This is a genomic window from Streptomyces sp. NPDC111656 (assembly GCF_055656965.1).
This window is the reverse complement of sequence record NZ_JBVKCA010000002.1, coordinates 758,638-777,379: the sequence shown is the minus strand read 5'-3', so window position 1 is coordinate 777,379 and position 18,742 is coordinate 758,638. Positions and strand designations below refer to the sequence as shown.

Genomic DNA, 18,742 nt, shown 5'->3' with positions numbered 1-18,742 from the left:
TCAGCGGTCCTTCCGCTCGTCGAAGCCCTCGTCCAGCTGGGAGATGCTGCTGAGGGTGCCTGCGATGTAGGACTCGTCGGCCGCGTGCTGGTTCTTGGTGTAGCGCAGGTGGTTGGAGATGTGGGCGCAGGCGTCGAGCAGTGTCTGCACCTGGTCGACCCAGTGCTCGGCGACGTGATCGAGGGCTGCCCCGAGGGCGAAGCCCTCGCTCTTCAGCCCACCGGCCGCCTTCATGGAGGAGAGCCGGGCATGGTCGCTGTACTGGTCGAAGCCCTCGAACAGTTCGTGAGCCGCTGAGCCGATCGCGGCGAGGTCCTTCTGTCGGACAGTGAGGTCACCGCGCGAGTTTCCACCGCCTCCGCTGTCGGCAGGCAGTTGATTGAGCCGCATGTGGGTCGACTGCCCCTTCGCGGCCTCTGCCTTCAACTGCTCCCACTCGTCCCACGCCATGCGCGTGCCCCCTCCCGTGGCCCGCCCGGAGGCAGGTTGATCGCCAAGCTACCAGCCGCTGACAGGGCCTCAGTACTCCACATCCACCGACCCTGTCTGACTGAAAAGATCCGGATGCGCATGGTCCCGGCGCATCCGAAGTTGCGGTCCGTCGATGAGCGGTGGGAGGTCTCGTCAGGCCGACGCCGCCCCCAGCAGCACCAACGGCAGCGCGGGAAGAAGCGTGCACCCGAGCGCGATGGCGGCGGTCACCACGCGGAGCGTCCTCATGGACCGGCGGTGGGGCAGGGCCCAGGCGATCGCGAACAGGCCCATGGCCCAATAGAGCAAGCTCCAGATCTCGTCGTGGGCCTGGCACAGGCTGTACTCCCAGGCGAGGAGCGGCAGACCGGGCAGGGAGGCTACGAGAGGCGCCTTCCACCACGTCTTGTGGATGATAGGGAGCTGCGTCACGCCGTCGTTCCGCGTTGTCATGGGTTCCATCTCAGCAACGCCGGCAGTCCGAGGCATCGGGCGGCCTACTCATCCCGTCCGTGCGCGCATACTCAGGCAGGTTGATCCGATGGGCTTCTTCGACAAGCTGACCGGCACCAAGTACCCCGACAGCGGTGTCGTACCACTGCCGGCCACGGAACTCCGGGACGCGCTGCTCGCGCTCAACGGGCCGGACGTACCGTTCCGCGTGCGCAACGCACTGCCCAAGGAGAAGGCCGATCTGGTGACGGAATGCCGGATCCGGGAGGTGCGCGTGGCCCTGAGGACCCGGCTGCGGCTGGTCCCGGCACAGCGCGAGGTGCGTGCCCTCGACGAGCGGTGGGAACCCTCGTCACCCGAATCCTCCGGTAGGCAGTACTCGCGTGGGCACGGGACCGCGACGTACCGGCGGTGGACGTACGAGCGGGGAACCGACGGCCGCCGACGCAAGGTCGAGACGTTCCGTTTCGACACGCGGGAGATGAGGAACCCCCTCCAGCAAGTGGTCCTTGACGCGGGTTGGACCTGGCGCGGGGTGCTGTTCAAGGTGTGACGGTCCGGCCGGTGAGACACGAGGTTGGGCGAAGGACTCCACGGCCGCTGGACCAGACGGCAGTTGAGTACGGGTGCTCATGACCCCCTTGTCGTGTCCGTCGCACGATCTCCGCATGACACAGCTACGCCGTCCCCTCGGAACGCACCGGAAAATCCTTCTCGCCACCGCCGCCGCGTTGGCCATGGCGGTGACGGCTGCCGGAGGGGTGTGGGTCGCTCGTGGGGTCGGACGGCTCTGGAACGGCGATCCCTACCCCGTCGCGGATCCAGCCGTCACCTCGCAACGCCTCGACGGCCTCACGCAACAGGTCTACGACACACTCGACCTGCCACAGGCCACGCTGGACCCCAAATGGCCCAGCGGCGGTCAGGAGGCCGACGGCTCCGGGTGCTACTACACCGGGCTCAAGGACCTGGCCAAGCAGGTGAGCGACTCACCGCCCAGTGTGCCGGGTGTAGTCGCGGTGAGCAGTGAATGGGGGCTGAAGGGTGTCACCCCGTCTCAGGCGGCGTCGGCGCTGCGACGGGCACGGAAGGAATTGACGCGGCGCGGATGGAACGTCACCAGGTACGAGATCAGCGACCACTGGACCGTACTGAGCGTGCAGCCCCCGGGTACCGACGACGTCGTCCAGGTTGAGGCTTTCCCCTGTGACCGTCTGGGTGTCGTCGCCTACTCCGAGTGCGCCCGATATCCGTCGGGTACGCCCATGACCGAGTGGGGCGATCCGGAACTCCCGGCTCAACAGGCGCCGGCCCCACTACGAGGCTGAGCCTCCTCGGCGCGTGGGATGTCGGCTCTTCACCGGTTCCCGCTGTACGGCGACGATCCTGCGCCACCGCTCGTCGAGCAGAGGGCCCCAGCTGAAGGTCTGACTGTCGACGGGAGGACAGATGGCCACCAGACCGCGAGCGACGTGGGCCGATGTGGGGACGGCGCGCAGGTCTACCTGTCCACGCTGGACGTCGCCGATCCGCGCAAGCGGTCGGTGATCCGACTGGTCCTGACCGCCACCGCGTCCCAACACCCCACCGTCCTCGACGACTTCCGGGACTTCGTGCGCACGGTCCGTCCGGACACGGACACGGACACGGACACGGACACGGACACGGGCACGGGCACGGGCACGGCTTCATAGCGCGTCCCGCGGGAGCGCACCCGCGCGCAAGCGCGCCCCGACGCAGCGGCAGACCTTTGCACCGACAATCCGACCCCTCATAGGTTGATCTCATGGGACTCTTCGACAAGCTGACCGGAACCAAGCGCCCGGCTGACGGTGTCGCCCCGCGGCCCGCCGCTGAGGTCCGCGCGGCGCTGCTCGGCCTCAACCGCTCCGACGTCCCGTACGTCATCCGGGACGGCCGCGCGGAGGGCGCCGACCTGGTGGGGGAGTGGCGGATGCTGGAGCCGGCCTGGCAGCGCTTCTTCGCCCGCACCCGGGTGAGTCGGGTGTTCCAGGTCCGTATGCGCCTGGTCCCGGAGAAGAACGAGGTCCGCTCCCTGGATCAGCAGTACGAGGTCACCTGGGTCGGCGACACCCCCAGGCTGTCCCTCTCTGCCGAGGCCCAACGCGGACAGGTGCAGACGGTCTCGAAGCAATGGACGCTGGGCGGGGGAAGGGACGGCGGCCTCGAAGCGACCGAGACGTTCAACTTCGACAGCTCTGAACTCAAGAACCCCCTGCAGGACGCCGTCCTCGGTGCGGGGTGGATTTGGCGCGGAGTCGTCACCGGCAAACTGTGAGGTCGGCGGGACCCCGAGCACGGGGTACTTCCTTCAGTACCGGTGCCGAGTAGGACCGCTACCGAGCTTCATGGGAGTCACGTACTGCGCGTGGTCGACCACTCATCGTCAGTCGGCGCCCGAGTTGATCACCCCGAGGTCGGCCAGAGCGGCCCTCGCCGGGGCGCGCACGCGCCCAGGGTTTGACCTGCGTCACTCAAGGGGTACGATCCTCGGCTCGATTGGCCAGGCCCCCGCCCCGTATGGCAGACTAACGGGGTTGCTCGGTCGAGTGCCGATGCTGCGCGCCTCCCGTCGGGAGGACCGGAAGCGAGTCCCACAGTACTCGTCGCCTCAACTGCCGTAAGGCAGCGCTGGGGCGGACGTACGGGAATCTTTCGGGAAGTGTCAGCGGGGTGCGGGCCAGGCGCCCGGTGGGTGTTCCAGCCTCCGGTCCTGCGGTTGCTTTCGGGCGGGCCGCGTCCCTCGTAGGGAAATCCGTTACGGATATTTCTGCGGCAGGAGCGCGACACACCCGACCGCGTGGGTCGGAGATACGGGACGCGAACCCCCGGGTTCCAGAGCGTTTCACGAGACAAAGGACTACTGAGTAGCCATGGCGGGACAGAAGATCCGCATCCGGCTCAAGGCCTACGACCACGAGGTCATCGACAGCTCGGCGAAGAAGATCGTCGAGACGGTGACCCGCACTGGTGCGTCGGTCGCGGGCCCGGTGCCGCTGCCCACTGAGAAGAACGTGTACTGCGTCATCAAGTCGCCGCACAAGTACAAGGACTCGCGCGAGCACTTCGAGATGCGCACGCACAAGCGCCTGATCGACATTCTCGACCCGACGCCCAAGACCGTTGACTCTCTGATGCGACTCGACCTCCCGGCCGGTGTCGACATCGAGATCAAGCTCTAGGGATCGGTGATCTGAGAATGGCTAAGCAGATCAAGGGCATCCTGGGCGAGAAGCTCGGCATGACGCAGGTGTGGGACGAGAACAACCGTGTTGTTCCGGTCACCGTCGTCAAGGCCGGCCCCAACGTCGTCACCCAGGTGCGTACCAACGACAGCGACGGCTACGAGTCGGTCCAGATCGCCTTCGGCGAGATCGACCCGCGCAAGGTGAACAAGCCCCTCAAGGGTCACTTCGCCAAGGCCGACGTCACCCCCCGTCGTCACCTCGTCGAGATCCGCACCGCGGATGCCTCCGAGTACACCCTCGGCCAGGAGATCTCCGCCGAGGTCTTCGAGGCGGGCGTGAAGGTCGACGTCACCGGCAAGAGCAAGGGCAAGGGCTTCGCCGGTGTCATGAAGCGTCACAACTTCAAGGGCCTCGGCGCCGGCCACGGTGTCCAGCGCAAGCACCGCTCTCCCGGCTCCATCGGTGGCTGTGCCACCCCGGGCCGTGTGTTCAAGGGCGTCCGCATGGCGGGCCGCATGGGCAACGAGCGGGTCACCACCCAGAACCTGACCGTTCACGCCGTTGACGCGGAGAAGGGCCTGCTCCTCATCAAGGGAGCCATCCCGGGTCCGAACGGCGGCCTCGTCCTGGTCCGTACCGCGGCCAAGGGGGCCTGAGGACTATGAGCACCATTGACATTCTGTCGCCCTCCGGCGACAACGCCGGGACCGTTGAGCTCCCGGCCGAGATCTTCGACGTAGAGAAGATCAGCATCCCGCTGCTTCACCAGGTCGTCGTCGCACAGCTGGCCGCCGCCCGTCAGGGCACGCACAAGGTCAAGCGTCGTGGCGAGGTCCGCGGTGGTGGCCGGAAGCCTTACCGCCAGAAGGGCACCGGCCGCGCGCGCCAGGGTTCGACCCGCGCGCCGCAGTTCGCCGGCGGTGGCGTCGTTCACGGCCCCACGCCGCGTGACTACTCGCAGCGGACCCCGAAGAAGATGAAGGCCGCGGCCCTGCGCCACGCCCTCACCGACCGGGCCCGCAACGCTCGCATCCACGTCATCACCGGCGTGATCGAGGGCGAGACCCCCTCCACCAAGGCCGCCAAGAGCTTCCTCGGCAAGGTCAGCGAGCGCAAGAACGTGCTCCTGGTCATCGAGCGCTCCGACGAGGCCGCGCTGCTCTCCGCGCGCAACCTGCCCCAGGTCCACATCCTGGAGCCGGGCCAGCTGAACACGTACGACGTTCTCGTCTCGGACGACGTGGTCTTCACCCAGGCCGCTTTCGAGTCCTTCGTGTCTGGCCCCAAGGCCGCTGACACCGAAGGGAGCGAAGCCTGATGGCTACGCGTCACCCGAGCATTGCCTCCAAGGCGGCCAAGGCCGCCAAGGCCGCGCGCGTCGCCAAGGCGAAGCGCCACGAGGCCGAGGGTAAGAACACCGTCGAGACGCCGATGAGCAAGAGCTTCACGGACCCCCGTGACGTCCTTCTCAAGCCGGTCGTCTCCGAGAAGAGCTACGCGCTGCTCGACGAGGGCAAGTACACCTTCGTCGTCGCGCCGGGCGCCAACAAGACCCAGATCAAGCAGGCCGTCCAGGCGGTCTTCTCGGTCAAGGTCACCGGGGTCAACACGATCAACCGCCAGGGCAAGCGCAAGCGCACCAAGAGCGGTTTCGGTAAGCGTGCTGACACCAAGCGCGCCATCGTGACCCTCGCTGAGGGCGACCGTATCGACATCTTCGGCCAGGCCTCCTAACGGAGCGCCCTGGTCCGATATCGGACGAGGACTGAGAAATGGGAATCCGCAAGTACAAGCCGACGACGCCGGGCCGTCGTGGCTCCAGCGTCGCCGACTTCGTCGAGGTCACGCGGTCCACGCCGGAGAAGTCGCTGGTTCGCCCCCTGCACAGCAAGGGCGGCCGTAACAATTCCGGTCGTGTGACCGTTCGCCACCAGGGTGGCGGACACAAGCGCGCCTACCGAGTGATCGACTTCCGTCGTCACGACAAGGACGGCGTGCCGGCGAAGGTCGCGCACATCGAGTACGACCCCAACCGCACCGCGCGCATCGCGCTGCTGCACTACGCGGACGGCGAGAAGCGCTACATCCTCGCCCCCCGCAACCTGTCGCAGGGTGACCGCGTCGAGAACGGTCCCGGGGCCGACATCAAGCCGGGCAACAACCTGGCGCTCCGCAACATCCCGGTCGGTACCACGATCCACGCGATCGAGATCCGTCCCGGTGGCGGCGCCAAGTTCGCCCGCTCCGCCGGTGCCTCGGTGCAGCTGCTCGCGAAGGAGGGCACGATGGCCCACCTTCGTATGCCTTCCGGTGAGATCCGCCTGGTCGACCAGCGCTGCCGCGCCACGGTCGGCGAGGTCGGCAACGCCGAGCAGAGCAACATCAACTGGGGTAAGGCCGGCCGTAAGCGCTGGCTGGGCGTTCGCCCGTCCGTCCGCGGTGTGGCGATGAACCCGGTTGACCACCCGCACGGTGGTGGTGAGGGTAAGACCTCCGGTGGTCGCCACCCGGTCTCCCCGTGGGGTCAGAAGGAGGGTCGTACTCGTTCGCCGAAGAAGGCTTCGAACAAGTACATCGTCCGCCGCCGCAAGACGAACAAGAAGCGCTAGGAGCGGGTTTAGATGCCGCGCAGTCTCAAGAAGGGACCCTTCGTCGACGGACACCTTGTAAAGAAGGTGGACGTACAGAACGAAGCCGGTACCAAGAACGTCATCAAGACCTGGTCCCGTCGCTCGATGATCATCCCGGCCATGCTCGGCCACACGATCGCGGTGCACAACGGCAAGACCCACATTCCGGTGTTTGTCACCGAGTCGATGGTCGGCCACAAGCTCGGCGAGTTCTCGCCGACGCGCACCTTCCGGGGTCACGTCAAGGACGACCGGAAGTCGAAGCGCCGCTAACGCGGGGTGGAAATCGACCATGACAGACACTGGAAGGACAACCATGGAAGCCAGGGCCCAGGCGCGGTACATCCGCGTTACGCCCATGAAGGCCCGCCGCGTGGTGGACCTTATCCGTGGCATGGATGCCACGGAGGCTCAGGCGGTCCTGCGTTTCGCCCCGCAGGCCGCGAGCGTGCCGGTCGGCAAGGTGCTTGACAGCGCCATTGCCAACGCCGCACACAACTACGACCACACCGACGCCGACAGCCTCGTCATCTCCGAGGCGTACGTCGACGAGGGTCCGACCCTGAAGCGGTTCCGTCCGCGTGCCCAGGGCCGCGCCTACCGGATCCGCAAGCGGACCAGCCACATCACCGTGGTCGTCAGCAGCAAGGAAGGAACCCGGTAATGGGCCAGAAGGTTAACCCGCATGGGTTCCGGCTCGGCATCACCACGGACTTCAAGTCCCGTTGGTACGCCGACAAGCTGTACAAGGACTACGTCAAGGAAGACGTCGCCATCCGTCGGATGATGACGTCCGGCATGGAGCGCGCCGGTATCTCGAAGGTTGAGATCGAGCGCACCCGTGACCGCGTGCGGGTGGACATCCACACCGCGCGTCCCGGCATCGTCATCGGCCGCCGTGGCGCCGAGGCCGACCGCATCCGCGGTGACCTCGAGAAGCTCACGGGCAAGCAGGTCCAGCTGAACATCCTCGAGGTCAAGAACCCCGAGACCGACGCTCAGCTGGTTGCTCAGGCCGTTGCCGAGCAGCTGTCCTCCCGCGTCTCCTTCCGTCGTGCCATGCGTAAGAGCATGCAGGGCACGATGAAGGCCGGCGCCAAGGGCATCAAGATCCAGTGTGGTGGCCGTCTCGGCGGCGCCGAGATGTCCCGCTCGGAGTTCTACCGCGAGGGCCGTGTGCCCCTGCACACGCTCCGCGCGAACGTCGACTACGGCTTCTTCGAGGCCAAGACGACCTTCGGCCGTATCGGTGTGAAGGTCTGGATCTACAAGGGCGACGTCAAGAACATCGCCGAGGTCCGCGCCGAGAACGCCGCGGCCCGTGCGGGTAACCGCCCGGCCCGTGGTGGCGGTGCGGGCGGCGACCGCCCGGCCCGCGGCGGTGGCCGTGGTGGCGAGCGTGGCGGCCGCGGCCGCAAGCCGCAGCAGCAGTCCGCGCCCGCTGCCGAGGCCCCCAAGGCCGAGGCTCCGGCGGCTGCCGCTCCGGCTGAGAGCACCGGAACGGAGGCCTGACCGACATGCTGATCCCCCGTAGGGTCAAGCACCGCAAGCAGCACCACCCCAAGCGCCGTGGTCAGGCCAAGGGCGGTACGCAGGTTTCGTTCGGCGAGTACGGCATTCAGGCCCTCACGCCGGCGTACGTGACGAACCGCCAGATCGAGGCCGCGCGTATCGCGATGACCCGCCACATCAAGCGTGGCGGCAAGGTCTGGATCAACATCTACCCGGACCGCCCGCTCACGAAGAAGCCTGCCGAGACCCGCATGGGTTCCGGTAAGGGTTCGCCGGAGTGGTGGATCGCGAACGTGCACCCGGGCCGGGTCATGTTCGAACTGTCCTACCCCAACGAGAAGATCGCCCGTGAGGCCCTCACTCGCGCAGCCCACAAGCTGCCGATGAAGTGCCGGATCGTCAAGCGCGAGGCAGGTGAAGCGTGATGTCGGCCGGTACCAAGGCGTCCGAGCTGCGCGAACTGGGTGACGAGGAGCTTCTCGCGAAGCTTCGCGAAGCCAAGGAAGAGCTGTTCAACCTCCGCTTCCAGGCGGCGACCGGTCAGCTCGAGAACCACGGTCGGCTCAAGGCCGTCCGCAAGGACATCGCGCGGATCTACACCCTGATGCGTGAGCGCGAGCTGGGCATCGAAACGGTGGAGAGCGCCTGATGAGCGAGAGCAACGTGACTGAAACGACTGAGGCGCGCGGATTCCGCAAGACCCGTGAGGGTCTCGTCGTCAGCGACAAGATGGACAAGACCGTCGTCGTCGCCGTCGAGGACCGCGTCAAGCACGCCCTGTACGGCAAGGTCATCCGCCGTACGAGCAAGCTGAAGGCCCACGACGAGCAGAACGCCGCGGGTATCGGCGACCGCGTCCTCCTCATGGAGACGCGTCCGCTGTCCGCGACGAAGCGCTGGCGCATCGTGGAGATCCTCGAGAAGGCGAAGTAATCAAACGGGGGGCTCGGTCCCCCCGTTGCCCCCCGCCGGGGGCCTGCCGCACCGTCAGGTGCCCGGCCCCCGGCGGAGGTTTTCTCCCTCAACAGGCCAAGTAATTCCTGCGGGGCTTACCCGCAGGACGGTTCCGCCAGGCTCGCGGGGCGACCCGAAAGGGATCCCCGCGGGAACCGGCAGACAATCAGGAGATAGACGTGATCCAGCAGGAGTCGCGACTGCGTGTCGCCGACAACACGGGGGCGAAGGAAATCCTTTGCATCCGTGTGCTCGGTGGCTCCGGTCGCCGCTACGCGGGCATCGGTGACGTCATCGTCGCCACCGTCAAGGACGCGATCCCCGGCGGCAACGTGAAGAAGGGTGACGTCGTCAAGGCCGTCATCGTTCGCACCGTCAAGGAGCGCCGCCGTCCGGACGGCTCGTACATCCGCTTCGACGAGAACGCCGCCGTCATTCTGAAGAACGACGGCGACCCTCGCGGCACCCGTATCTTCGGCCCCGTCGGCCGTGAGCTGCGCGAGAAGAAGTTCATGAAGATCATCTCGCTCGCGCCGGAGGTGCTGTAAGCATGAAGATCAAGAAGGGTGACACGGTTCAGGTCATCACCGGCAAGGACAAGGGCAAGCAGGGCAAGGTCATTGCCGCTTACCCGCGCGACGAGCGCGTCCTGGTCGAGGGTGTCAACCGGGTCAAGAAGCACACCAAGGCCGGCCCGACCGCCAGCGGTTCCCAGGCCGGCGGCATCGTCACGACCGAGGCCCCGATCCACGTGAGCAACGTTCAGCTCGTCGTGGAGAAGGACGGCAACAAGGTCGTCACGCGTGTCGGTTACCGCTTCGACGATGAGGGCAACAAGGTTCGCGTTGCCAAGCGGACGGGTGAGGACATCTGATGGCTACCACCACGACTCCGCGTCTCAAGACGAAGTACCGCGAGGAGATCGCGGGCAAGCTGCGTGAGGAGTTCTCCTACGAGAACGTCATGCAGGTTCCCGGCCTCGTCAAGATTGTGGTCAACATGGGTGTCGGCGACGCCGCCCGTGACTCGAAGCTCATGGACGGTGCCGTCCGTGACCTGACCACGATCACCGGTCAGAAGCCGGCCGTCACCAAGGCCCGCAAGTCCATCGCGCAGTTCAAGCTGCGTGAGGGTCAGCCGATCGGTGCCCACGTCACGCTCCGTGGCGACCGCATGTGGGAGTTCCTGGACCGCACCCTGTCGCTCGCGCTGCCGCGCATCCGTGACTTCCGTGGTCTGTCCCCCAAGCAGTTCGACGGCCGTGGCAACTACACCTTCGGTCTCACGGAGCAGGTCATGTTCCACGAGATCGACCAGGACAAGATCGACCGTACCCGGGGCATGGACATCACCGTGGTGACCACGGCGACCAACGACGCTGAGGGCCGTGCCCTTCTCCGTCACCTCGGCTTCCCCTTCAAGGAGGCGTAAGCGAGATGGCGAAGAAGGCTCTGATTGCCAAGGCTGCTCGTAAGCCCAAGTTCGGCGTACGTGGCTACACGCGCTGCCAGCGCTGCGGCCGTCCGCACTCCGTGTACCGCAAGTTCGGCCTGTGCCGCGTCTGCCTTCGTGAGATGGCTCACCGTGGCGAGCTGCCGGGCGTGACCAAGAGCTCCTGGTAGTCCCCCCAACAAGGGATTCCAGGGCTCTCGGTAAGTAAAGGGTTCGGTCAGGTGCCCTGCCCTCCATGGCTTAGGCTAGGAGGGTTGGGCGCCTGACGCCCGTACGACTTACTACGCCGTAGGTCCCCGCACCGCACCCGTCCCGCCACTGAGTGGGGAGAGGGATGGCGCATACAGGAAACCCCGGCGAGAGAGGCCGAAGGCCAATTCATGACCATGACTGATCCCATCGCAGACATGCTTACCCGTCTGCGTAACGCGAACTCGGCGTACCACGACGATGTCGCGATGCCGCACAGCAAGATCAAGTCGCACATCGCAGAGATCCTCCAGCAGGAGGGCTTCATCACCGGCTGGAAGGTCGAGGACGCCGAGGTCGGCAAGAAGCTCGTCCTCGAGCTGAAGTTCGGCCCGAACCGTGAGCGCTCCATCGCGGGCATCAAGCGGATTTCGAAGCCGGGTCTGCGTGTGTACGCGAAGTCCACCTCCCTGCCCAAGGTGCTCGGTGGCCTCGGCGTGGCGATCATCTCCACGTCGCACGGTCTCCTCACCGACAAGCAGGCCGGCAAGAAGGGCGTAGGCGGAGAAGTTCTCGCCTACGTCTGGTAACGGAAGGGAACGGAGGAAACAGCTATGTCGCGTATTGGCAAGCTCCCCATCACGGTTCCCGCCGGCGTGGACGTCACCATCGACGGCCGTACGGTCCAGGTGAAGGGCCCCAAGGGCACCCTCTCCCACACCGTCGCGGCGCCGATCGAGGTCGCCAAGGGTGAGGACGGCATTCTCAATGTCACCCGCCCGAACGACGAGCGTCAGAACAAGGCCCTGCACGGCCTGTCCCGCACGCTGGTGGCGAACATGATCACCGGCGTGACCACGGGTTACGTGAAGAAGCTCGAAATCAGCGGTGTCGGTTACCGCGTCCTGGCCAAGGGCTCCAACCTGGAGTTCTCGCTCGGCTACAGCCACTCGATCACCGTCGAGGCCCCCGAAGGCATCACCTTCAAGGTCGAGAACCCGACGCGGTTCTCGGTCGAGGGCATCGACAAGCAGAAGGTCGGAGAGGTTGCGGCCAACATCCGCAAGCTGCGCAAGCCCGACCCGTACAAGGCCAAGGGCGTCAAGTACGAAGGCGAAGTCATCCGCCGCAAGGTCGGAAAGGCGGGTAAGTAAGCCATGGCATACGGTGTCAAGATTGCTAAGGGCGACGCTTACAAGCGTGCTGCCATCAAGCGTCGTCACATCCGCATCCGGAAGCACATCTCCGGTACGGCTGAGCGTCCGCGCCTGGTCGTGACGCGCTCCAACCGCCACATCGTGGCCCAGGTCATCGACGACGTTAAGGGTCACACCCTCGCGTCGGCGTCGACCCTGGACACCACGGTCCGTGGTGGCGAGGGCGACAAGTCCGCGCAGGCCAAGTCGGTCGGCGCCCTGGTCGCCGAGCGCGCCAAGGCCGCCGGTGTCGAGGCTGTCGTATTCGACCGTGGTGGTAACCAGTACGCCGGGCGCATTGCCGCTCTGGCGGACGCCGCCCGCGAAGCCGGACTCAAGTTCTGAGTCGGTTCCGTAGCTAGCGGAAACAGAGAGAGGTAATTCCAATGGCTGGACCCCAGCGCCGCGGAAGCGGTGCCGGTGGCGGCGAGCGGCGGGACCGGAAGGGCCGTGACGGCGGCGCTGCTGCCGAGAAGACCGCGTACGTTGAGCGCGTTGTCGCGATCAACCGCGTCGCCAAGGTTGTGAAGGGTGGTCGTCGCTTCAGCTTCACCGCGCTGGTCGTGGTGGGCGATGGTGACGGCACCGTCGGTGTTGGTTACGGCAAGGCCAAGGAGGTGCCGGCCGCCATCGCCAAGGGTGTTGAGGAGGCCAAGAAGCACTTCTTCAAGGTCCCCCGTATCCAGGGCACCATCCCGCACCCGATCACGGGCGAGAAGGCCGCGGGCGTCGTCCTGCTCAAGCCTGCTTCCCCCGGTACCGGCGTTATCGCCGGTGGCCCGGTGCGTGCGGTGCTCGAGTGCGCCGGCGTTCACGACATCCTGTCGAAGTCGCTCGGCTCGTCCAACGCGATCAACATCGTGCACGCGACCGTGGCGGCCCTCAAGGGCCTGCAGCGTCCCGAGGAGATCGCGGCCCGCCGTGGTCTGCCCCTCGAGGACGTCGCCCCCGCGGCTCTGCTTCGTGCGCGTGCGGGAGCGGGTGCGTAATCATGGCTCAGCTCAGGATCACGCAGACGAAGTCGTACATCGGCAGCAAGCAGAACCACCGCGACACCCTGCGTTCGCTCGGGCTCAAGCGCCTGAACGACGTGGTCGTCAAGGAGGACCGCCCCGAGTTCCGCGGAATGGTGCACACCGTCCGCCACCTCGTGACGGTTGAGGAGGTCGACTGATCATGGCGGAGAACAACCCGCTCAAGATCCACAACCTCCGTCCCGCCCCGGGCGCCAAGACCGCCAAGACCCGTGTGGGTCGTGGTGAGGCGTCGAAGGGTAAGACGGCCGGTCGTGGTACCAAGGGCACGAAGGCCCGCTACCAGGTTCCGGAGCGCTTCGAGGGCGGGCAGATGCCCCTCCACATGCGCCTCCCGAAGCTGAAGGGCTTCAAGAACCCGTTCAAGACCGAGTTCCAGGTCGTGAACCTCGACAAGCTGGCCGCGCTGTACCCGGAGGGTGGCGAGGTCACCGTCGAGGGTCTCGTCGCCAAGGGTGCCGTTCGCAAGAACAGCCTCGTCAAGGTCCTCGGCCAGGGCGAGATCTCCGTCGCGCTGCAGGTTTCGGTTGACGCCGTTTCCGGCTCCGCCAAGGAGAAGATCACCGCCGCCGGCGGTACCGTCACCGAGCTCGTCTGACCTTTTCAGGCGTCTCGATGACATGAGCGATCCCGACCGGGGGTGCCCCTATAAAAGGGGTATCCCCGGTTGGTCGTTCCTAGGGGGGCAGTCTCGCCGGTAAGGTGACTTGCACTGCCGACTTTCGTCCAGCGTTCCATCGGGCGGCAGTCGACCGATACCTACCTATTCGTCGAACCTCAAGACCGTCACCTCTGACGCAGTTGCGCGGGGGTCGCAGGAGGCACCGTGCTCACCGCGTTCGCCCGGGCGTTCAAGACGCCCGACCTGCGCAAGAAGCTGCTCTTCACGCTCGCCATCATCGTGGTCTACCGGGTCGGTACCCACGTACCGATCCCGGGTGTCGACTACAAGAACGTCCAGACCTGCATCGACGTGGCCAAGGGCAACCAGGGTCTGTTCGGGCTGGTCAACATGTTCAGTGGTGGCGCACTGCTGCAGATCACGATCTTCGCGCTCGGCATCATGCCGTACATCACGGCGAGCATCATTCTGCAGCTGCTGACGGTGGTGATTCCGCGCCTCGAAGCCCTCAAGAAGGAGGGTTCGGCCGGCACCGCGAAGATCACGCAGTACACCCGATACCTGACGGTGGCGCTGGCGATCCTGCAGGGCACCGGCCTTGTCGCGACCGCCCGCAGCGGCGCCCTGTTCAGTGGCTGCCAGGTGGCCAACCAGATCGTTCCTGACCAGTCGATCTTCCAGACCATCGTGATGGTCGTCACCATGACCGCCGGTACGGGCGTCGTCATGTGGCTGGGCGAGCTCATCACCGACCGCGGCATCGGCAACGGCATGTCGATCCTCATGTTCATCTCGATCGCCGCGACCTTCCCGTCCGCTCTGTGGGCGATCAAGACGCAGGGCACGCTGGCCGGCGGCTGGATCGAGTTCGGCACGGTCATCCTCGTGGGCCTCGTCATGGTCGGCCTGGTGGTCTTCGTCGAGCAGGCCCAGCGCCGCGTTCCGGTCCAGTACGCGAAGCGCATGATCGGCCGCCGGTCCTACGGCGGTACGTCCACCTACATCCCGTTGAAGGTGAATCAGGCGGGTGTGATTCCCGTCATCTTCGCGTCGTCGCTGCTCTACATCCCGGCGCTGATCGCCCAGTTCTCCAAGGACACTTCCGGCTGGAAAACCTGGGTTGAGCAGAATCTGACCAAGGGCAACCACCCGATTTACATCACCATGTACTTTTTGCTGATCGTGTTCTTCGCGTTCTTCTACGTGGCGATCTCCTTCAACCCCGAAGAAGTCGCCGACAACATGAAGAAGTATGGTGGCTTCATCCCGGGCATCCGGGCTGGCCGACCGACCGCTGAGTACCTGAGTTACGTGCTCAACAGGATCACCTGGCCGGGTTCGCTGTATCTGGGTCTGATCGCTCTCGTACCGACGGTGGCGTTGGTCGGCTTCGGGGCAAGCCAGAACTTCCCGTTCGGTGGTACCAGCATCCTGATCATCGTGGGTGTCGGTCTCGAGACGGTGAAGCAGATCGAGAGCCAGCTTCAGCAGCGCAATTACGAAGGGTTCCTCCGCTGATGCGAATCGTCCTCGTCGGGCCGCCCGGTGCCGGGAAGGGAACGCAGGCCGCGTTCCTCGCCAAGAACCTGGGGATTCCGCACATCTCCACGGGCGACCTGTTCCGCGCCAACATCAGCCAGGGCACGGAGCTGGGCAAGCAGGCCAAGGCGTACATGGACGCCGGCAACCTGGTGCCCGACGAGGTCACCATCGGGATGGCCAAGGACCGCATGGAGCAGCCGGACGCCGCGAACGGCTTCCTGCTGGACGGCTTCCCTCGTAACGTCTCGCAGGCCGAGGCGCTCGACGAGATGCTCAAGACCGAGGGCATGAAGCTGGACGCGGTGCTGGACCTGGAGGTCCCCGAGGACGAGGTGGTCAAGCGCATCGCGGGCCGCCGCATCTGCCGCAACGACTCGTCGCACGTCTTCCACGTGACGTACAAGCAGCCGAAGACCGAAGGCGTCTGCGACGTCTGCGGCGGCGAGCTGTACCAGCGTGACGACGACTCCGAGGACACGGTGCGCAAGCGCCTGGAGGTCTACCACAGCCAGACCGAGCCGATCATCGACTACTACAAGTCCCAGGGCTTGGTGGTCACGATCTCGGCCCTCGGCAAGGTGGAAGAGGTCACGGGGCGCGCCATGGGGGCGCTGCCGCGGCCCTGAGCAGGGTTGCGAGTACGACGACAAGGCTGTTCCGGCTGGTCCGGAGCAGCCTTTGTCATGAACGGCGGGTAAATTTGATGTGGACATGCCGCCTGCGGGTGAACTAGCGTTCGGATCACTGCAATCACACCGGCAACACCGGTGTTGTGCAACCTCATTGGGGAAAGAGGGATCATGATCAAGTCAAAGCTCGCTCGAGCCGCCGCAGTCGTCGGCGCGTCCGCTGCCCTGGTCGTCGGGGTGAGCGCTTCGGCGCAGGCCGACAGCGACAAGCAGATCAACCTTCCGTCGGGCCGTGGATACATGCACTTCCACGACGACGGCGATGTGTTCTCGGTCTGTGACACCAAGGCCGACGGCTACGGCGTGACCGGTGCTCTGTGGGTCCGGAACTCCGCCGGCATCACGTCGCGACTGTGGACCCTTGACGACGGCGGCGACTCCGGCTGCGACAAGAAGGGCGAGAACATCGGCCAGCTCTCCGTCTACAAGATGGAGGTCTGGTGGCACGGTGGTGGCGCTGCTGTCTGGTCGCCGGACTGGTTCAACGAGTAAACCGCGGACGAGTTCGTTCTCGCCCCATGATGCGTGACCTGCTCGTGGGCTGAGATCAACTGCTGAGGGGCTGCTCCGGTGTTGCGGGAGCAGCCCCTTCGTCGTCCGTGGCGCAGGGGTCGTTGTCCGTGGCACAGGGGCCCCGTGCGCGGTGAACTCCTTCGTTGTCTTTCACACCGACCGGCCAGATTCCTGTCCCAGTCGTCTCTCCCGTGGAGGTACGAGCATGGCTCCCGACCCGCATGCCCGCGCGGCGCTCAAAACGTCCTCTCCAGAGGCGCGACCGGCCGCGGACTCCGCCGAACGGCCACAACCGCCGCTGCGCCGTCGCAAGGCTCGACGCCTCGTGGTGGCCGCCGTCGTCGCGGCGGTCGCCGCCGCGGGGATCGCGGTGTCGCTCGCCCTGCGCGGCGGTGAAGCGCGGGGGCGGCCCGCGAGCGCGCCCGATGTCACGGGCGTGGCGGCGCACCCGGATCAGTCGCCGCCTCGAGAGCTGATCGCGGCGGGGAGGGCCGCCGTCTCGGCGTACTACACGATGAAACTCGTGAAGCAGCCGAACGGGAACGCGATCGGCACCTACGAGTGGCGGTTGCTCAACACGACCACCGAGCGGTACGAGAAGACCGACTGGGCCTGGCTGGACGTCGCCCCCGGGACGCGGACCGCGGCGGTGCTCGAGCGTGATCTGCCCGTCGACCGGATAGGGCTGCTGAACCTGGCCACGGGCAAGGTGCAGCGCTGGATCAAGGTCGACAGGAGCGTCGGCGGTGTGCAGTTCTCGCCGGACGGCAAACGCCTGCTGGCGACGGCATACGGCCTCGACCCGGACGGTCTGTTCAAGGACGCGTCCTACCGGTGGAACGACAAGACCGTGCCGGGGCCGAAGCAGAGCCGCACCGGCTTCTACGTGATCGATGTCGCCTCCGGCAAGGCGGACTTCGCCGAGCTGCCGACCAAGAAGAGCGAGCAGGGGATCCCCGCCGGTGGGCGTCAGGACGTCCAGTGGAGCCGTGACGGGAAGCTGGTGTGGGGACCCGGCGACGACAAGGCGGGCGTGAGCTACTACGACGTGACCGGCAAGACGATGCCTGCCCCGGATCAGGAGGCGCGTCAGTCCAACCCGGGAGCGGTCTGGTCCCCCGACGGGAACCTGGTGACCGGCGCCTTCGTCGGGGAGGGCGACAAGATCGTCTCCGAGGTACGGAATGCGAAGACCGGCAAGCGGGCCGCGGTAGTCCCCGGCCAGCAGCTGCTCGCGTGGGCCGACAACAGTCACCTCATCGCCTGGCGGTGCGATCCCGAGCGCTGTGACCCCGGTACGGGGGAGTTCCGCAACCAGCTGCTCCTGGTCGGCCTGGACGGCAAGGTCACTCCGCTTTCCGGCTTCCGGACGGCGAAGGTGCAGGACGAGAGCCGCTGGTTCCCGGTATTCACCCGGCGTTGACCGGGGTGCGGTCGTGACCGGCGGGACCACGTGTTGCCACACCGCCGGGGGCCGTACTGTTGTGGTGTACAAAACCGGACCGGCACCCGTAAGAAGGCAGAGCTGATGGTGCAGATCAAGACCCCCGAGCAGATCGCCAAGATGCGTGAGGCGGGGCTGGTCGTCGCCGCCATCCACGCGGCGACGCGTGAGGCAGCGGTGCCCGGGGCCACGACCATGGATCTGGACCAGGCCGCGCGCAAGGTGCTCGCTGAGCACGACGCGAAGCCGAACTTCCTCGGCTACGGCGGCTTCCCCGCGACGATCTGCACCTCGGTGAACGAGGTCGTGGTCCACGGCATCCCGTCCGATGAGGTCGTCCTCAAGGACGGCGACGTCATCTCCATCGACGCCGGCGCGATCATCGACGGCTGGCATGGCGACGCCGCGTTCACCGCGTTCGTGGGTTCAGGTCACGCCCCGGAGCTGCTGGAGCTCTCCCGGGTGACCGAGGAGTCGATGTGGGCGGGCATCGCCGCGATGAAGCAGGGGAACCGGCTCATCGACGTCTCGCGTGCGATCGAGACGTACATCCGCCGCCAGCCGAAGCCCGGCGGCGGCAAGTACGGAATCATCGAGGACTACGGCGGTCACGGCATCGGCACCGAGATGCACATGGACCCGCACCTGCTGAACTACGTCGAGAAGCGGCGCGGCAAGGGTCCGAAGCTGGTCCCCGGCTTCTGCCTGGCCATCGAGCCGATGGTGTCCCTGGGCACGCCGCGGACCGAGGTGCTGGAGGACGACTGGACCGTCATCACGACGGACGGCACGTGGTCCTCGCACTGGGAGCACTCGGTGGCGTTGACGGAGG

32 protein-coding genes are annotated in these 18,742 nt (G+C 66.2%); 30 read left to right on the top strand and 2 right to left on the bottom strand.

Annotated features, from left to right (window positions below; genetic code table 11):
• On the bottom strand, positions 1-450 hold the full coding sequence (locus tag ACZ7M3_RS09120; RefSeq protein WP_472061876.1) for a hypothetical protein: 450 nt from the start codon (positions 448-450) through the stop codon (positions 1-3).
• Positions 451-624: 174 nt separating this feature from the next.
• Entirely contained in the window at positions 625-903 is a 279-nt protein-coding gene (locus ACZ7M3_RS09115) for a hypothetical protein (RefSeq protein ID WP_472061874.1), read from the bottom strand.
• Positions 904-1,012: 109 nt separating this feature from the next.
• On the opposite strand from ACZ7M3_RS09115, the gene ACZ7M3_RS09110 reads away from it, so the two are divergent.
• From ACZ7M3_RS09110 to map, 30 genes are all read left to right on the top strand, one after another.
• On the top strand, positions 1,013-1,477 hold the full coding sequence (locus tag ACZ7M3_RS09110) for a hypothetical protein (protein ID WP_472061873.1): 465 nt from the start codon (positions 1,013-1,015) through the stop codon (positions 1,475-1,477).
• A gap of 115 nt (positions 1,478-1,592) precedes the next feature.
• On the top strand, positions 1,593-2,252 hold the full coding sequence (locus ACZ7M3_RS09105; protein WP_472061872.1) for a hypothetical protein: 660 nt from the start codon (positions 1,593-1,595) through the stop codon (positions 2,250-2,252).
• Between the two features lie 144 nt (positions 2,253-2,396).
• Positions 2,397-2,618, top strand: coding sequence for a hypothetical protein (locus ACZ7M3_RS09100; protein WP_472061871.1), 222 nt, complete (start codon positions 2,397-2,399; stop codon positions 2,616-2,618).
• Between the two features lie 92 nt (positions 2,619-2,710).
• Positions 2,711-3,223 carry a hypothetical protein gene (locus tag ACZ7M3_RS09095; RefSeq protein WP_472061870.1) on the top strand — a complete coding sequence of 171 codons (513 nt, stop codon included), beginning with the start codon at positions 2,711-2,713 and terminating at the stop codon, positions 3,221-3,223.
• Positions 3,224-3,818: 595 nt separating this feature from the next.
• Positions 3,819-4,127: a 30S ribosomal protein S10 gene (gene rpsJ, locus ACZ7M3_RS09090; RefSeq protein ID WP_003948644.1), complete on the top strand. Its 309-nt coding sequence runs from the start codon at positions 3,819-3,821 to the stop codon at positions 4,125-4,127.
• A gap of 17 nt (positions 4,128-4,144) precedes the next feature.
• A complete protein-coding gene (gene rplC, locus ACZ7M3_RS09085; protein WP_319090400.1) occupies positions 4,145-4,789 on the top strand; it encodes a 50S ribosomal protein L3 in 645 nt (214 codons plus the stop codon).
• A 5-nt stretch (positions 4,790-4,794) separates the two neighbouring features.
• Positions 4,795-5,451, top strand: a complete 657-nt coding sequence (gene rplD / locus ACZ7M3_RS09080) for a 50S ribosomal protein L4 (RefSeq protein WP_355302895.1) — start codon at positions 4,795-4,797, stop codon at positions 5,449-5,451.
• The gene (gene rplW, locus ACZ7M3_RS09075; protein ID WP_385087297.1) at positions 5,451-5,867 is read left to right on the top strand and encodes a 50S ribosomal protein L23; all 417 of its coding nucleotides are present in this window, start codon (positions 5,451-5,453) and stop codon (positions 5,865-5,867) included. Before rplD ends, rplW begins: the two co-directional genes overlap by 1 nt.
• A gap of 38 nt (positions 5,868-5,905) precedes the next feature.
• Positions 5,906-6,742, top strand: coding sequence for a 50S ribosomal protein L2 (rplB, locus tag ACZ7M3_RS09070; protein ID WP_153289116.1), 837 nt, complete (start codon positions 5,906-5,908; stop codon positions 6,740-6,742).
• Between the two features lie 12 nt (positions 6,743-6,754).
• Positions 6,755-7,036: a 30S ribosomal protein S19 gene (rpsS, locus tag ACZ7M3_RS09065; protein WP_024755409.1), complete on the top strand. Its 282-nt coding sequence runs from the start codon at positions 6,755-6,757 to the stop codon at positions 7,034-7,036.
• A 43-nt stretch (positions 7,037-7,079) separates the two neighbouring features.
• Positions 7,080-7,427 carry a 50S ribosomal protein L22 gene (gene rplV, locus ACZ7M3_RS09060; protein ID WP_030619142.1) on the top strand — a complete coding sequence of 116 codons (348 nt, stop codon included), beginning with the start codon at positions 7,080-7,082 and terminating at the stop codon, positions 7,425-7,427.
• Positions 7,427-8,275 carry a 30S ribosomal protein S3 gene (gene rpsC, locus ACZ7M3_RS09055; RefSeq protein WP_097285859.1) on the top strand — a complete coding sequence of 283 codons (849 nt, stop codon included), beginning with the start codon at positions 7,427-7,429 and terminating at the stop codon, positions 8,273-8,275. Before rplV ends, rpsC begins: the two co-directional genes overlap by 1 nt.
• Before the next feature lie 5 nt (positions 8,276-8,280).
• On the top strand, positions 8,281-8,700 hold the full coding sequence (rplP, locus tag ACZ7M3_RS09050; RefSeq protein WP_010986348.1) for a 50S ribosomal protein L16: 420 nt from the start codon (positions 8,281-8,283) through the stop codon (positions 8,698-8,700).
• Positions 8,700-8,924, top strand: a complete 225-nt coding sequence (gene rpmC, locus ACZ7M3_RS09045) for a 50S ribosomal protein L29 (protein WP_003998824.1) — start codon at positions 8,700-8,702, stop codon at positions 8,922-8,924. The genes rplP and rpmC overlap by 1 nt, the downstream gene beginning before the upstream one ends.
• On the top strand, positions 8,924-9,208 hold the full coding sequence (rpsQ, locus tag ACZ7M3_RS09040; RefSeq protein WP_067367104.1) for a 30S ribosomal protein S17: 285 nt from the start codon (positions 8,924-8,926) through the stop codon (positions 9,206-9,208). Before rpmC ends, rpsQ begins: the two co-directional genes overlap by 1 nt.
• A 200-nt stretch (positions 9,209-9,408) precedes the next feature.
• Positions 9,409-9,777 carry a 50S ribosomal protein L14 gene (gene rplN / locus ACZ7M3_RS09035; protein WP_003998823.1) on the top strand — a complete coding sequence of 123 codons (369 nt, stop codon included), beginning with the start codon at positions 9,409-9,411 and terminating at the stop codon, positions 9,775-9,777.
• Between the two features lie 2 nt (positions 9,778-9,779).
• Positions 9,780-10,103, top strand: coding sequence for a 50S ribosomal protein L24 (gene rplX, locus ACZ7M3_RS09030; RefSeq protein ID WP_067367101.1), 324 nt, complete (start codon positions 9,780-9,782; stop codon positions 10,101-10,103).
• Complete coding sequence (rplE, locus tag ACZ7M3_RS09025; protein WP_075028517.1) at positions 10,103-10,660, top strand: 50S ribosomal protein L5; 558 nt, start codon at positions 10,103-10,105, stop codon at positions 10,658-10,660. The genes rplX and rplE overlap by 1 nt, the downstream gene beginning before the upstream one ends.
• 5 nt (positions 10,661-10,665) lie before the next feature.
• Positions 10,666-10,851 (top strand): type Z 30S ribosomal protein S14, encoded by a 186-nt coding sequence (locus ACZ7M3_RS09020; protein WP_003948630.1) that lies wholly within the window; start codon positions 10,666-10,668, stop codon positions 10,849-10,851.
• Positions 10,852-11,061: 210 nt separating this feature from the next.
• Positions 11,062-11,460, top strand: coding sequence for a 30S ribosomal protein S8 (rpsH, locus tag ACZ7M3_RS09015; protein ID WP_055614920.1), 399 nt, complete (start codon positions 11,062-11,064; stop codon positions 11,458-11,460).
• Between the two features lie 24 nt (positions 11,461-11,484).
• Positions 11,485-12,024 (top strand): 50S ribosomal protein L6, encoded by a 540-nt coding sequence (gene rplF, locus ACZ7M3_RS09010; RefSeq protein ID WP_067367096.1) that lies wholly within the window; start codon positions 11,485-11,487, stop codon positions 12,022-12,024.
• 3 nt (positions 12,025-12,027) lie between these two features.
• Positions 12,028-12,411 carry a 50S ribosomal protein L18 gene (gene rplR, locus ACZ7M3_RS09005; protein ID WP_067367094.1) on the top strand — a complete coding sequence of 128 codons (384 nt, stop codon included), beginning with the start codon at positions 12,028-12,030 and terminating at the stop codon, positions 12,409-12,411.
• A gap of 41 nt (positions 12,412-12,452) precedes the next feature.
• A complete protein-coding gene (gene rpsE / locus ACZ7M3_RS09000) occupies positions 12,453-13,055 on the top strand; it encodes a 30S ribosomal protein S5 (RefSeq protein ID WP_055513610.1) in 603 nt (200 codons plus the stop codon).
• A 2-nt stretch (positions 13,056-13,057) separates the two neighbouring features.
• Positions 13,058-13,240: a 50S ribosomal protein L30 gene (rpmD, locus tag ACZ7M3_RS08995; protein WP_060901490.1), complete on the top strand. Its 183-nt coding sequence runs from the start codon at positions 13,058-13,060 to the stop codon at positions 13,238-13,240.
• Positions 13,241-13,242: 2 nt separating this feature from the next.
• The gene (gene rplO, locus ACZ7M3_RS08990; RefSeq protein ID WP_060901489.1) at positions 13,243-13,698 is read left to right on the top strand and encodes a 50S ribosomal protein L15; all 456 of its coding nucleotides are present in this window, start codon (positions 13,243-13,245) and stop codon (positions 13,696-13,698) included.
• Between the two features lie 228 nt (positions 13,699-13,926).
• Positions 13,927-15,240, top strand: a complete 1,314-nt coding sequence (secY, locus tag ACZ7M3_RS08985) for a preprotein translocase subunit SecY (RefSeq protein ID WP_095853102.1) — start codon at positions 13,927-13,929, stop codon at positions 15,238-15,240.
• Positions 15,240-15,890 carry an adenylate kinase gene (locus ACZ7M3_RS08980; protein WP_351302571.1) on the top strand — a complete coding sequence of 217 codons (651 nt, stop codon included), beginning with the start codon at positions 15,240-15,242 and terminating at the stop codon, positions 15,888-15,890. The genes secY and ACZ7M3_RS08980 overlap by 1 nt, the downstream gene beginning before the upstream one ends.
• Before the next feature lie 174 nt (positions 15,891-16,064).
• Positions 16,065-16,445, top strand: a complete 381-nt coding sequence (locus ACZ7M3_RS08975) for a hypothetical protein (protein ID WP_472061864.1) — start codon at positions 16,065-16,067, stop codon at positions 16,443-16,445.
• Between the two features lie 226 nt (positions 16,446-16,671).
• Positions 16,672-17,889 carry a WD40 repeat domain-containing protein gene (locus ACZ7M3_RS08970; RefSeq protein ID WP_472061862.1) on the top strand — a complete coding sequence of 406 codons (1,218 nt, stop codon included), beginning with the start codon at positions 16,672-16,674 and terminating at the stop codon, positions 17,887-17,889.
• Between the two features lie 105 nt (positions 17,890-17,994).
• On the top strand, positions 17,995-18,742 hold a 748-nt coding region (gene map / locus ACZ7M3_RS08965), incomplete at its 3' end, for a type I methionyl aminopeptidase (RefSeq protein ID WP_472061860.1).

Bases quoted from the DNA above. Each gene is read 5' to 3' on its own strand.
- ACZ7M3_RS09120 (WP_472061876.1), bottom strand. From the start codon at position 450: ATGGCGTGGGACGAGTGGGAGCAGTTGAAGGCAGAGGCCGCGAAGGGG.
- ACZ7M3_RS09110 (WP_472061873.1), top strand. From the start codon at position 1,013: ATGGGCTTCTTCGACAAGCTGACCGGCACCAAGTACCCCGACAGCGGT.
- ACZ7M3_RS09105 (WP_472061872.1), top strand. From the start codon at position 1,593: ATGACACAGCTACGCCGTCCCCTCGGAACGCACCGGAAAATCCTTCTC.
- ACZ7M3_RS09095 (WP_472061870.1), top strand. From the start codon at position 2,711: ATGGGACTCTTCGACAAGCTGACCGGAACCAAGCGCCCGGCTGACGGT.
- rpsJ (WP_003948644.1), top strand. From the start codon at position 3,819: ATGGCGGGACAGAAGATCCGCATCCGGCTCAAGGCCTACGACCACGAG.
- rplC (WP_319090400.1), top strand. From the start codon at position 4,145: ATGGCTAAGCAGATCAAGGGCATCCTGGGCGAGAAGCTCGGCATGACG.
- rplD (WP_355302895.1), top strand. From the start codon at position 4,795: ATGAGCACCATTGACATTCTGTCGCCCTCCGGCGACAACGCCGGGACC.
- rplW (WP_385087297.1), top strand. From the start codon at position 5,451: ATGGCTACGCGTCACCCGAGCATTGCCTCCAAGGCGGCCAAGGCCGCC.
- rplB (WP_153289116.1), top strand. From the start codon at position 5,906: ATGGGAATCCGCAAGTACAAGCCGACGACGCCGGGCCGTCGTGGCTCC.
- rpsS (WP_024755409.1), top strand. From the start codon at position 6,755: ATGCCGCGCAGTCTCAAGAAGGGACCCTTCGTCGACGGACACCTTGTA.
- rplV (WP_030619142.1), top strand. From the start codon at position 7,080: ATGGAAGCCAGGGCCCAGGCGCGGTACATCCGCGTTACGCCCATGAAG.
- rpsC (WP_097285859.1), top strand. From the start codon at position 7,427: ATGGGCCAGAAGGTTAACCCGCATGGGTTCCGGCTCGGCATCACCACG.
- rplP (WP_010986348.1), top strand. From the start codon at position 8,281: ATGCTGATCCCCCGTAGGGTCAAGCACCGCAAGCAGCACCACCCCAAG.
- rpmC (WP_003998824.1), top strand. From the start codon at position 8,700: ATGTCGGCCGGTACCAAGGCGTCCGAGCTGCGCGAACTGGGTGACGAG.
- rpsQ (WP_067367104.1), top strand. From the start codon at position 8,924: ATGAGCGAGAGCAACGTGACTGAAACGACTGAGGCGCGCGGATTCCGC.
- rplX (WP_067367101.1), top strand. From the start codon at position 9,780: ATGAAGATCAAGAAGGGTGACACGGTTCAGGTCATCACCGGCAAGGAC.
- rplE (WP_075028517.1), top strand. From the start codon at position 10,103: ATGGCTACCACCACGACTCCGCGTCTCAAGACGAAGTACCGCGAGGAG.
- ACZ7M3_RS09020 (WP_003948630.1), top strand. From the start codon at position 10,666: ATGGCGAAGAAGGCTCTGATTGCCAAGGCTGCTCGTAAGCCCAAGTTC.
- rpsH (WP_055614920.1), top strand. From the start codon at position 11,062: ATGACCATGACTGATCCCATCGCAGACATGCTTACCCGTCTGCGTAAC.
- rplF (WP_067367096.1), top strand. From the start codon at position 11,485: ATGTCGCGTATTGGCAAGCTCCCCATCACGGTTCCCGCCGGCGTGGAC.
- rplR (WP_067367094.1), top strand. From the start codon at position 12,028: ATGGCATACGGTGTCAAGATTGCTAAGGGCGACGCTTACAAGCGTGCT.
- rpsE (WP_055513610.1), top strand. From the start codon at position 12,453: ATGGCTGGACCCCAGCGCCGCGGAAGCGGTGCCGGTGGCGGCGAGCGG.
- rpmD (WP_060901490.1), top strand. From the start codon at position 13,058: ATGGCTCAGCTCAGGATCACGCAGACGAAGTCGTACATCGGCAGCAAG.
- rplO (WP_060901489.1), top strand. From the start codon at position 13,243: ATGGCGGAGAACAACCCGCTCAAGATCCACAACCTCCGTCCCGCCCCG.
- ACZ7M3_RS08980 (WP_351302571.1), top strand. From the start codon at position 15,240: ATGCGAATCGTCCTCGTCGGGCCGCCCGGTGCCGGGAAGGGAACGCAG.
- ACZ7M3_RS08975 (WP_472061864.1), top strand. From the start codon at position 16,065: ATGATCAAGTCAAAGCTCGCTCGAGCCGCCGCAGTCGTCGGCGCGTCC.
- ACZ7M3_RS08970 (WP_472061862.1), top strand. From the start codon at position 16,672: ATGGCTCCCGACCCGCATGCCCGCGCGGCGCTCAAAACGTCCTCTCCA.